Origin of the sequence: Endozoicomonas sp. (assembly GCF_031844845.1) — a bacterium.
Taxonomy (GTDB): domain Bacteria; phylum Pseudomonadota; class Gammaproteobacteria; order Pseudomonadales; family Endozoicomonadaceae; genus Endozoicomonas.
The window spans coordinates 1-11,848 of record NZ_JAVRMB020000136.1; the positions used below are offsets into that span (position 1 = coordinate 1).

The 11,848-nt window shown below is 49.5% G+C and carries 13 protein-coding genes; 8 read left to right on the plus strand and 5 right to left on the minus strand.

Going from position 1 to position 11,848, the window contains the following annotated elements:
* Window positions 1-227 precede the first annotated feature (227 nt).
* From RM811_RS06825 to ppc, 5 genes are all read right to left on the minus strand, one after another.
* Complete coding sequence (locus tag RM811_RS06825) at window positions 228-806, minus strand: disulfide bond formation protein B (RefSeq protein WP_402522166.1); 579 nt, start codon at window positions 804-806, stop codon at window positions 228-230.
* A gap of 23 nt (window positions 807-829) precedes the next feature.
* Complete coding sequence (locus RM811_RS06830; protein WP_402522168.1) at window positions 830-985, minus strand: DUF5993 family protein; 156 nt, start codon at window positions 983-985, stop codon at window positions 830-832.
* A gap of 81 nt (window positions 986-1,066) precedes the next feature.
* On the minus strand, window positions 1,067-1,300 hold the full coding sequence (locus RM811_RS06835) for a 4-oxalocrotonate tautomerase family protein (protein WP_402522171.1): 234 nt from the start codon (window positions 1,298-1,300) through the stop codon (window positions 1,067-1,069).
* Window positions 1,301-1,585: 285 nt separating this feature from the next.
* Entirely contained in the window at window positions 1,586-3,037 is a 1,452-nt protein-coding gene (locus RM811_RS06840) for an oligopeptide:H+ symporter (RefSeq protein ID WP_402522173.1), read from the minus strand.
* Between the two features lie 245 nt (window positions 3,038-3,282).
* On the minus strand, window positions 3,283-5,994 hold the full coding sequence (ppc, locus tag RM811_RS06845) for a phosphoenolpyruvate carboxylase (RefSeq protein WP_402522175.1): 2,712 nt from the start codon (window positions 5,992-5,994) through the stop codon (window positions 3,283-3,285).
* Window positions 5,995-6,431: 437 nt separating this feature from the next.
* Between ppc and RM811_RS06850 the strand changes: the two genes are divergently transcribed.
* The 8 genes from RM811_RS06850 to RM811_RS06885 all read left to right on the plus strand — a co-directional run.
* A complete protein-coding gene (locus tag RM811_RS06850) occupies window positions 6,432-7,130 on the plus strand; it encodes a nucleoside recognition domain-containing protein (protein WP_402522177.1) in 699 nt (232 codons plus the stop codon).
* Between the two features lie 2 nt (window positions 7,131-7,132).
* Window positions 7,133-7,600 (plus strand): YjiG family protein, encoded by a 468-nt coding sequence (locus RM811_RS06855; RefSeq protein WP_402522179.1) that lies wholly within the window; start codon window positions 7,133-7,135, stop codon window positions 7,598-7,600.
* A 99-nt stretch (window positions 7,601-7,699) separates the two neighbouring features.
* On the plus strand, window positions 7,700-7,975 hold the full coding sequence (locus tag RM811_RS06860; protein WP_402522181.1) for a DUF406 family protein: 276 nt from the start codon (window positions 7,700-7,702) through the stop codon (window positions 7,973-7,975).
* A 126-nt stretch (window positions 7,976-8,101) separates the two neighbouring features.
* Window positions 8,102-8,716, plus strand: a complete 615-nt coding sequence (locus RM811_RS06865; protein WP_402522183.1) for a tRNA-uridine aminocarboxypropyltransferase — start codon at window positions 8,102-8,104, stop codon at window positions 8,714-8,716.
* 57 nt (window positions 8,717-8,773) lie between these two features.
* The gene (locus RM811_RS06870; protein WP_402522185.1) at window positions 8,774-9,400 is read left to right on the plus strand and encodes a TetR/AcrR family transcriptional regulator; all 627 of its coding nucleotides are present in this window, start codon (window positions 8,774-8,776) and stop codon (window positions 9,398-9,400) included.
* Window positions 9,401-9,404: 4 nt separating this feature from the next.
* The gene (locus RM811_RS06875) at window positions 9,405-10,361 is read left to right on the plus strand and encodes a phosphatase PAP2 family protein (RefSeq protein WP_402522187.1); all 957 of its coding nucleotides are present in this window, start codon (window positions 9,405-9,407) and stop codon (window positions 10,359-10,361) included.
* Window positions 10,362-10,380: 19 nt separating this feature from the next.
* Complete coding sequence (locus tag RM811_RS06880; RefSeq protein ID WP_402522189.1) at window positions 10,381-11,448, plus strand: nucleoid-associated protein; 1,068 nt, start codon at window positions 10,381-10,383, stop codon at window positions 11,446-11,448.
* 185 nt (window positions 11,449-11,633) lie between these two features.
* Window positions 11,634-11,848 (plus strand): hypothetical protein (locus tag RM811_RS06885; protein ID WP_402522192.1); only part of this gene is annotated, 215 nt, incomplete at its 3' end.

An 11,848-nucleotide genomic window follows, 5' to 3' on the forward strand; every position in this document is an offset into this window, starting at 1 on the left:
TTCCCACGCTCTGCGTGGGAATGCATAGCCAACCACAGGAATCGTGTCTGTGGTTGGGTCCTGGCGCTACCACGCAGGACCCACAGGGCCTAAAAGCGTGGGAGCGAGGAGGGTTTTGCGACAACCGCCTTCGCGAGGATGACGGTCGGAGGGTGTTTTGCCCTTTTGCGACACCCTCCTTCGCGGGAATGACGGCAGTATGGGTATCAGGACTTAGCTGCACTAGCTCACCAGGCTGGTAAAAGGAGCTTGTAACTCTCAGGGTTATCATCACAAACCCAAAACCCACACTCTATAAGCGCAGCCCCCATATTAACCATAATAACCAGAAGACCAGCCGCAACGATTAACCGGACCCACAAAGGCTGACGTATAAATGCAATAAACGATTCGTGCTCTGGATATTGATTCGGGACAAGCAGTAACAGACTTGTTAACAGAATAATGCTGACAAAAGAGACAAAAGCCCATGTGTAGAAGTGCATACCAAAAAAGTCTTCACCGTAAGACAGTGTTCCGGGAATCACATGGAGGCTAACCTGCCGCAAGGCAACCGTCGCACCAAAAACAGCGGATAGCAGTAGTAAGCCATAATGCCATGGTCTGGATCCGTAGGTGATATTCAGCAACAAGGCGACCATGCAGGCAACAAACCCAACCCGTTGCAATAAACAAAGTGGACAGGGTAAATCCTGTTTAAAAAACTGGTCATAGAGTGCATATATCAGCACAGCGTCCAGCGCCAACAGCCCCAGTGCATTCAGATAACGCAAAAAGAGGGACAGGTCATGGGTTTGCAGATTCATGGTGATCGAATCTTCCAGAGCCGTTATAAAAGAATTCGTAATGTCGATGAGGCGTGAAAGTGAAACCAGTAAATAGATAAGCAAAAAGCGATAAAATAAACACCCAACCCTGACTTTAAGGCATTTCTTAACAGAGCAATGGCTGCCGCCAGATAAAGTAGAAACAACAGTGCTACCATAGCGAGACACCAGCAAGATGAATAACCATCCTGATTTTTACTGCCGACTACACCCTGTAACCGACAGCAGCATCACCGGCGTCAGGACTTTCCAGAGCCACGTTTTTGTCTTGATACCTCTAACTCTGGGCTATTATCCCCCAGACTCCAGTTTCCGGGTTCCTGTTCTTCTATAACCACCCAGACCGCCCGCTGAAAACGATCTTCACCACCTGCAGCAACGTTCACTAACAGATCAGAAATGCCATCCATAACTTCCTGCTTCTGGATTTCATTAAACAGCCCCTTGACCGTCTTCACAGAAACAAACGGCATAAGCACTAACCTCTCAATTTATTTTCTCCCTTGCAGAGTAGTCCATTTTCACCACAGTAAAACCGACAAAATGCCAGTCTGGAACAATTCAGGCTTCCACCTGGTACATGGTTTCAATGAAACCAGTTGGGTCGAGCGGCGCGAGCCCCAACAAATCTCGACGCCCCCCATAAACAGCCGTTAAATATTTACAGTCTGAACTGCCGGTGCCGTTTTTTTTGCGGATTGTTTTTTGCTGCTGTGGGTTTATGTTGGGGCTCGCATTCGCTCGACCCAACCTTGTCACTAGTCAGAGATCATCCGGTCCAGCCTGTGGGCAGAAAACAACATAATGAGTCCTACCGCCAGCGAGATCAGCCCCATATTGGTAAAGAACTGGCTGTACACCGGTAACGTGGCCAGCGGAGTGGCAGCTTCTCCGGTGCCAACGGCGGTAAAACCCGCCACATGACCGGCAATCACCGACGCCGTAGAACTGGTCAGGAACCAGACCCCCATAATAAACCCGTGCAACCGTTCCGGTACCAGCTGGGCTACCATGGCCAGCCCCAGCCCACTGATCAGTAACTCACCGATGGCCTGGAAAAAATAGCTGAGCACCAGCCACCCGGGAGCAACCACCCCCATCTCACTGGCCCAGAGCGCCCCAAGGGGCAAGACCAGAAAGCTGACCGCAGTAAACAACATGCCCAGGGCAAACTTGGTGGGCATACTGAGGCCTCCGCCACCGGACTCATTACGATTGTAGAACCAGGCCAGTACCGGGCTGGCCACCATAATCCAGAATGGGTTCAGGGACTGATAAGTCACCGGATTGATGGTAAAACCCAGAATATGAGTCTCAACATTATTAATGGCAAAAAAATTCAGCGAAGTGGGCATCTGCATATACATGACGAAGAAGACAACGGCTTGCAGCATCAGAATCAACACTACTATCATTTTTCGCCGTTCCCCGCCGCTGGCCATCATAATCTCCCGGAAAAACATCACCAGCGCACCGGTGCTGATCAGGGCCAGCAGAATATTGGCCAGCTGCACATGCTCCAGAAGCCAGGCGCTGCCACCACAGGCTGCGATCACACAAAGGTAGAGCACCCCCCGGGTTTTCCAGGGCACCGGCCGGAAATCCGGCTCAGAACCATAATCCTCAACCCAGTGTCGCATAAAGAAATAGTTGCTCACCGCCACCAGCAGCCCGATGGCACTGACCATAAAGCCAACGCTCCAGCCAAAGTATTCAGCGATATAGGGCACCAGGCTGATGGAGAAAAAGGAGCCAATATTGATGGCCATGTAATAGAGGGTAAAAGCCCCGTCAAGTCGGCCATCCCCCTCCTCATAGCACTTTGCCAGCAGGCTGGAAGGATTGGCCTTGAACAGGCCATTACCCACCGCAATGGTTCCCAGGGCCAGATAGACGATGGTCACATTATGACCGGAAAAGGCCATCAGCAGATAACCGGTCATCATCACCAGGGCCCCCAGTACAATGGTTCGCCGGGTGCCGAAAATATTGTCCCCCACATAACCACCGACGGCCACCAGGCCAAACACCAGGGCACTGAAAGCCCCAAAGGTGACAAACGCATCGCTGTCTTCCATCCCCAGCTGACGCACAAGATAGACTGACAACAGGGCTTGCAGCCCGTAATAACCAAAGCGCTCCCACATCTCGATAAAAAAGATCAGATAGAAGGGTTTGGGTTGTTTCAGGATATTAAACGACTGCGACATACTGGTTCCGGATCAGATTCAGGAAGCACACTTCGCTAGTTGTGTGATAAAAAAGATGGTATTTGAAGAAGGACCGAAATTCTGTTGGAAGGATTAAATAAATACTCAGTGTTAAGCCAGCGTCTGCTTAGTATAGTTCCAGACTTTTCTAAATCACCAATAACCAGAAATAAAAAAGCACCCACATATTGTTATATATGGGTGCTTTTTATTTCAGAGCGAGTTCAAACCATCAGGGTAAGCCATTAGCCAGTATTACGCATACCCGCTGCAATACCCGCAATGGTGACCATCAGCGCCTGCTCCAGTTCCTTACCCACTTCAGCATCCTCACCCTTCTCTTGCTCATAAGAGCGAACCCGCTGCAAAAGTTCAGCCTGCAGGAAGTTCAGTGGATCCGTGTAAGGGTTGCGCAATGAAATGGCTTCCTTGATCTGAGGGTGAGCGGACATCAGCTCATCCCCTTCTTTAAGACCCAGCAACACTTCAATAGCAGACGACAACATAAGTCTGAGTCGCTCACCAAGGTAGCGCAGGTTTTCCGGAACCAGCTGCTCTTCATAATATTTGGCCAGCTGGGCATCGGTCTTCATAAAGACCATTTCCAGCATTTCCAGGCGAGCTTTGAAGAACGGCCAGTTGGCCATCATCTCTTCGAGCACATCCCGGTTGCCGTTCTTGACCGAATTTTTCAGCGCTTCACCACAGCCCAGCCAGGTAGGCAACATCAGGCGAATCTGCGTCCAGGCAAAGATCCAGGGAATCGCACGCAGACTTTCAACACCGCCATTGGGATTTCTCTTTGAAGGACGGGAACCGAGGGGTAATTTACCCAGCTCCATCTCCGGCGTTACCGCACGAAAATAAGGCACAAAGTCAGGTTCATCCCGGACAACACCACGGTATACCCTGACCGAATCAGCGGATAGCTGATCCATCACATCACGCCATGCCTGTTTCGGCACGGGTGGCGGTAACAGGGTCGCTTCCAGAGTTGCACTGGCGTAAAGCATCAGGCTCTGCACAGCGACCTGCGGGAAACCAAACTTGAAGCGGATCATTTCACCCTGTTCAGTCACCCGCAGACGATTGTTTACCGAGCCAGGAGGCTGGGAAAGAATCGCCGCATGAGCAGGGCCTCCCCCACGACCGATGGTACCCCCACGGCCATGGAACAGAGTCAGTCTGACATCGGCCCCAGCACAGACCGCAGTGACCGCTTCCATCGCACGGTACTGTGCCCAGGCTGCTGCCATCCAGCCCGCATCTTTGGCAGAGTCAGAGTAGCCAATCATCACCATCTGCCCACCATGGCAGTAGCCTCGATACCAGGGCAAAGACAACAGGTGTCGAGTACACTCAGCAGCGTTATCCAGATCGTCCAGTGTTTCAAACAGCGGGGCGATGGGCATATCAAAGTCAACGCCACACTCTTTCAGCAACAGAGCTACTGCCAGCACATCCGATGGCTGCTTTGCCATGGAGATCACATAACAGTTCAAGGCTCTTGAACCTTCAGCGGCAACTACACGACAGGTATCAATAACTTCCTGAACTTCCGGAGAAGGCGTCCATTTGTGGGGCAGGAGGGGTCTTGAATTCTGCAGTTCTTTCAGCAGAAAACTCTGCTTTTCCAACTCTTCCCAGTGCTCATAATCCCCCAGACCAAGGGCTTTGGTCAGTTCACTGAGTACCTGGGTATGACGACCAGACTCCTGACGGATATCCAGCTTAACCAGGGTCAGGCCAAAACTGTACGCTCTTCGAAGTATGTCCAGCAGCGGACCGTCAGCAATAACACCCAGACCACAGGCATGAAGTGATTCATAACAGAGTTTTAATGGTTTAATCAGTTGTTCATTATCCAGAAGCACACCGGCCGTGGGTACTGAGTGAGTTACTAAGTAAGCATCACTCTGTCTGGCCAGACCACGCTCACACCACTGTCGTGTATACTTCAGTTTTTCCCGCAGATCTTTCAGTACTGTCCAGTAAGGCTCACGGGAATCCCCCACTAATGACCGCAGTTCATCATTGCAGTCATTCATGGAGAGTTCACTGATCAGCGGCTTGAGGTCTCTCAGGAATAAATCGGCCGCCATCCAGCGACTCAGCAATAGCACTTCACGAGTAACTTCTGAGGTAACAAAGGGGTTGCCATCCCGGTCGCCACCCATCCAGGATGAGAAGTGAACAGGCACTGCATCAATGGCCAGGTGCTGCCCGGTGATCTCGTGTAACCGCTCATCCACCTGACGAACGAACTGTGGAACCGCATTCCACAGTGAGTTTTCGATGGTAGCAAAGCCACCTTTCGCTTCATCAACCGGCGTTGGTCGCTTACTGCGAAATTCATAGGTATGCCATGCCTGAGTAATCAGCTGGCGAATACGCTCTTCAAACTGTTGTTTTTCATTATCGCTCAGAGACTGATTTTCCAGTTCGCTAAGGCACTGGAATACTTGTTCATATTTCTGAATTAATGTACGACGGGTTACTTCGGTTGGGTGGGCAGTGAGCACTACCTCAACATCCAGCTCAGAGGCTTTCTCTGCAATTTGCTGATCAGTAAAGCCTTTTTTCTTCAGGGCTTTGAGCAACTCGCGAAAGTGGTCGGGAACACAGTAACTGGTTTCACAGTCTCTGGAAACCAGGTGAAACTGCTCGGCAATATTGGTGAGGTTCAGGAAGTGGCTGAAAGATCGTACTACGGGTACCAGCTCATCATCGGGCAGACTGTGCAACAGATCCAGTAACGCCTGCTGTTCAGCCTTTTTATTAACGCCGTCGTCATCAGTCTCATCGCTGCGGGCAGCTTTAGACAATTGACGAATAGCTTCAATTTTGTTGAAAAAGGCCTCTCCCTTGTGGTCTCTGATTACGTCGCCCAACAAGGTACCCAGCATATTGACATTTCGACGCAGCGACGACGGGTTCTCTGATGGCTTTTCTGACATAGCTATTTGCCTTTCGATGTTTTTCCGGCCTACTTTGCCTCCACAAGCTGTCATAAGCAGTCCATCTGAATAAAAACAGGTGGTTGTTCATGACAATTTACTGCTTGTATGAGTGAGTTCGATGTGACGCAGCCTATACCAGAAAACCGTAATAAAAAAGGGAAATCACCTACCCACGAAAGGCTCCATACCTTCACATAAAAAAACCAATCTAACGGTTAACTCCTTCAATATTCACCAAAACCAAACATCTCCCAAACAAGACAATGATGAAAGAGAATCGAAAACAAATAGCACTACTGTATGAACCGAAACCAATAGACGAAAAACTGCGTCCAACCCTGATTCTAACTTGTCCAACTCCCTTATAAGCTCACAGTCAGTGTGGACATATAAATCGCTTATCTACGACTTGAAAAATATCCCAGGGGGGAACAATGAAAACTGATGATCAGGAAAAGGTATCCATAGGAGCCTATATTGCACTGGCATTTGCCGTAGTGTTTTTTTCCGGACTCCTGAAGTCCAACGAGTGGTATGGCATTTTTGACTTCACCACACTTAACGGCAGCTTCGGTAACCTGCTGAAAGATACTGCTGGCGGCACTACCTATTTTCGTGGTGCGGGCGGTAACGGTGCTCGTGACGGCTTCATGTTTGCCTTGAGCCTGGTTCCTACCTGTATGTTTGCCCTGGGCATGATTGCCGTATTGGAGCACTTTGGTGCCCTGAAAGCTGCCCGCAAACTATTGACGCCTATTCTGCGTCCAATCATGGGCATTCCCGGCACTACCGGTCTTGCCATCATTGGCAGCCTCCAGTCTACTGACGTCGGTGCGGGTCTGACCAAATCCCTGGTTGACGAAGGCGAACTGAATGAAACCGAGAAAAATATCTTTACGGCTTTCCAGTTCTCCGGTGGCGCCCTGATCGTTAACTTTTTTGGCTCCGGAGCCATTCTGTTCACCTTGACTGACAGTACTGGCGCAGCGGTTCCTGGCTCCATTGGCCTGGCTCTTTCCGTCATGTTCGTCTTCAAAATTGTGGGCGCCAATATCATGCGTTTTTATCTCAAGACGATCGACAAAAAAGCGACCAACAAAGAAATGACTACCAAGACTGCGGAGGCTAACTGATCATGAGTGCTGCTCCTGAAAGTAAAAAGATGATCACTGACGTCTTTGTTGAAGGCGCCCGCAAAGGCTGGAACATCGGCATCGGCAGTATCATTCCCAACATCATGATGGCCTTCATCATCATCAAAGTCCTGAGCATGACCGGCTTCCTGGGCATCCTGTCCACCGTATTCGGTCCTGTTATGGCTCTCTTTGGTGTTCCCGGAGAAGGTGCTGCAGTTCTGATGGCTGCCGTTATGTCCATGGGTGGGGCTGTTGGTGTTACTGTGGGGTTGCTTTCTGAAGGCGTTCTGCAGGCTCGTGACCTTGCGATTCTGGCACCGGCCATCTATCTGATGGGCTCTACTATTCAATATGCCGGACGTATTCTTGGCGTAGTAGGCACCGATGGTCGCCATTACCCAATCATGTTTGGTATCTGTATCCTGAATGCCCTGATGGCCATGTTCGTTATGAATATTCTGGTGTGAGTTGATTTTCACCGTTATGATCCGGATTCAATAATAAAAAGCTGGGGTTTTCCCCGGCTTTTTTCGTCTGGACGACTGTATTTTTTGAGGGTAGTAGCCATGAATGAGAAAGACCAGTACGAAAGCCTTGCCTGCAATTGTGTTGAAGTCGGCACTGTTATCCGGGAAGACGACTCTGTTTTGTCTATTGACCTTTCTGGCGTTAATGCTCAATCCCGCTTCGACCACCTTAAAGAAGAAGCCGCTAAAATTGGTGCTGGCAACTGTAAAATTACTGCCAAAATTATTGATCAGGATGGGCAGACCGTCATCCGTGCCATGTTTGATTTTGATTGCACAGTGGAAAAGCTGATTTTTCAGATGAAAAACGCCTGATATATCTTTAGAAGAACGCTGCCCGCACCCCGCTTCCCGCTGCCCGAAAAAGCCGGGCCTGCTTGTTCTTTTTCGGTAGCGGGCGGCAGGTAGCGACTTTATTTTCTCATCCGCTCACCGAATAGTATGCCCAGAATTAACTGCCCCCGTTGCCAGAGACCAGAAAAACAGTGCTATTGCAAAGCATTGAAAGAAGAAAAAGCCTGTATGGATGTCATTATTCTGCAACACCCACGGGAATCCAGACACCCCCTGAACACGGCTCGCATCGTGGAAATGGGCATCAGCAATTGCGAAGTATGGATCGGTGAGGACTTTTCAAACCATCAACCGCTGCAAAGAGTCATGGCTGAGAAAAGCTGCTATCTACTATTTCCGGGGATCAATGCCAAAACCAGTCAGGAAGTTTTGGCAAAAGAAAGACCAGAAGTCATCATTATTCTGGATGGCACATGGCGAAAGGCAAAGAAAATTTATTACAGCAACCCACCACTTCAGCAACTGCCATGCATTGAGCTGAAACATATACCCAGATCTGACTACCGCATTCGAAAAGCCCCCGGTGAAGGCGCGCTCTCAACAGTGGAAGCAACGGTTGCCCTGCTTCGTGAAGCCAGCCAGACGCCAGCAGCACACCAGGCATTACTCAATACCTTTGAGCTGATGATTGAACAGCAAATCAACTCTATGGGACAGGAGGTCTTCTTAAAGAACTATCCTCAAACATCTGACCGATATTAATAACCGCAAACAAAACTATAAGACTGTTAACCAATGGAAAAAGTCTGCTAACTTATAATGACAATAATGAATACGGTGCTTATGGGAAGGTCATCTTCGTTCAATCGGCAACAGGTGCTCAATGATGCTATGGATCTTTTCTGGTCAAGGGGGTTTTACGCCTGTTCATTGAAACAGTTAGAACAGGTGACCGAAATGCATCCTGGCAGCCTTTATTATCACTTCAAAAGCAAAGAGCGATTATACCTTTGCGCTCTGGAACACTATCTGGAGTGGCAACTTCAGCCAAGAATTGACAAATATCTGGCCTATACTCCATCGCTAGTGGATCTTCGGCGCTTTTTCACTTCAGGCTACCGTCATGAGCAGGACGCCACCTACCGAAACTGCTGTTTTCTGGTAAGCACCAGCAACGAACTTCATTTACTGCCTTCTGATGCATCAGAACTGGTCAGAAAAGGTATTCAACAACTGCGTACGGGTTTTATTGAATTTATTAACAACACCACAGATCTGGAAAAAAACAGCGATGCCAGTATTGATCAGGAGGTCATTGCCAGCGAACTCCTGAACCTTTATTTAAGCATTCAACTCATGGCTAAAGTGAACCCCAATCAGCATATACTGGACAAACAGGTAAAGCAGAGCCTTAATAATCTTTTTTCTCCCTTTATCCCACGATAACACCATGATTGACTCAACCCAGTTCATCGCTGACCTTCAGGTATTCTTTACTCCCGTGGATTTCTGGCTTCGCTGGATATCCACCGCCAGTTATTCAGGCAACTATCTCCTGATTTGTGCCGCACTTTACTGGAGTGGGTATACGACCCTGAGTGCCCGACTGGCCTGTACGACAATAGCTAGTACACTGCTTTTTTCCGGTTGCAGGCATCTTCTCAACTCGCCAAGACCTTACTTTGAACACCCGGAACTATTTAATGACTGGCAAGAGCATCGCTGGGGCATGCCCTCCGGACACAGCCAGAACGCGGTTGTATTTTGGGGAGGCGCATTCCTGTCTATCCGGTCTATCGTATTCAGACTGGTAGCACTCACCCTGATTGCCATGATTGTACTATCGAGGCTGTACCTGGGGGTACATTACCCCGCCCAGATTGTGGCGGGCCTCCTCGCTGGAGCAGGCATTGTTTTTATCAGCTGGAAATATGAAGCAACATTGATCAATTGGCTGATGAACCAACCGATTATCGGGCAACTCATCTCTCTTCTACTGATTACCTCTTCCCCCTGGCTTGCTACGGTGTTCATTCATGAAGTACTGGATATAGGCTTGGGTACTGGCGACACATTGCCTTATCAAAAACTGTCACTCTATTCCGGTCTTCTGTTCGGGGCTGCAGCCGCATTACTGCTCGCCAATACCCGTACTTCAGTCACCAGGCTCACACTGTCATGGGCGTTGGTGACCACACGAACCGTTCCGGGAGTGCTGTCTCTGCTGGTTATTTGGCCGTTACGATTTGTGCAACCGGAAGGTCTGGAGGATTACAGACTTGTCTATGCCCTTTTCTGGCTGCAGGGTATCGGGATAAGCCTGTGGATTTGCCTGATCTGGCCGCTGATTCACTACCGCCTGTCAGGGCACAGATACCAGAGAACTGACCATAACCTGACTCAGTAAAGTAAAATAGACGGAATCCTTGTACCATACCGACACATCAACCCGGACCCCTTACCATCACGCCATGACCATCAAACAGATTATTGTTCACAAACTGGATCATTCTCAGGGTTCAGAACAGCTGCAAGCCATTCCAGCCTCCCAGAGTCTGGTATCTTCACCCTCTCTGGAGCTGGTACTGGATGACTTGCTGCACACCTACAATAAAAAACCGGACAAATGTTACGGTCAGTTCTCCGATCTGGCTGAGGATAGCCTCCCTGAACGCCTGAAGAGCTATCTTGACCTCTCTTCTCAAGAGGACACGGATGATCAGGCTTCCGGCTTTACTCAATTAACCGCTGAAACACTCACCCGCCTTGGCCAGAGCCTGAGTGAGGCTGGCGCTATCAGTGGCGGTTATGTCATGTTCGCAGATTACCAGCAGGGGCTGACGCGCTATCTGTTGCTCTGCATGCTCAGTAGCCAGAACAGCGTGATGATTACTGACGAACTGACCATCCAGGACACCTCCTATCTCGACACTGCCCGTATGTCCCTGGCTTGCCGCATCAACATCACAGACTGGCAGAAAAACCCTGAAGCCGGGCGCTATCTATCCTTTCTTCGCCCAAAGGGTGGTAAACGCCTCAGCACTGTATTCCAGGAAGTGATTGGCTGCAGTGAAACCAGCAGCAGCAAAGAAGAAGCAAATACCCTGCTTAAAACCGTGGAAGCGTACTGTCAGGAAGAACCGGTAGAAGAGAACCGCACTCTGGTTAAACGACAGGTTTATGATTTCTGTCAGAACAAACTGGATGAAGGGGAGAGTCTCTCCATGCAGGAGCTGACCGGCCACCTCAGCGAAGCAGGGCCGGATGACTTTGCCCGCTTTGTGAATACCCGTGATTACGACATGAGCACCCCCATGTCTCCGGAGCGCCGAAAACTGACACAACTTGTGCGTTACACGGGCAGAAGCAAGGGCCTCAGTCTTTCTTTTGATGCGGAGCTTCTTGGTGGACAGATTCGTTATGATGCAACCAATGACCAGCTAATCATCACTGGCGTACCTGATAAATTGAAAGAGCAGTTGAAACAGTCCTGAGAGCCTGCCGCGCTACGGACTGTCTATTCCAGAGTAACTTTGATACAAATAGTAATTGGCATCCATGGATGGATGTGCATTCAGCCTGCAGGCGCTTTAATCACGAGGCCCCGCAGGTCAGCCTCCTATAACCGGCAACCGGTTTGCCGATAAAAATCTGATCAAAGCCCAACTCGGAAGCCATTATGACTTTTCGCGCTGTTACCTTTATCGCTTTATCCACCCTCTTTCTGGTAATGAGTGTAAAGGCCAGCGAGAAATCTCTTGCTTTATCTCCTGAGAAGATTATTCAGCAAGAGATTGCTCTGAATGAAATGCTTATCAGCATTCACCGATTACAGCTGGATTTTCTCGATCAGGAAGCCAGGGAATCTCTGCAACAAGCTCAGCAGACATTAAA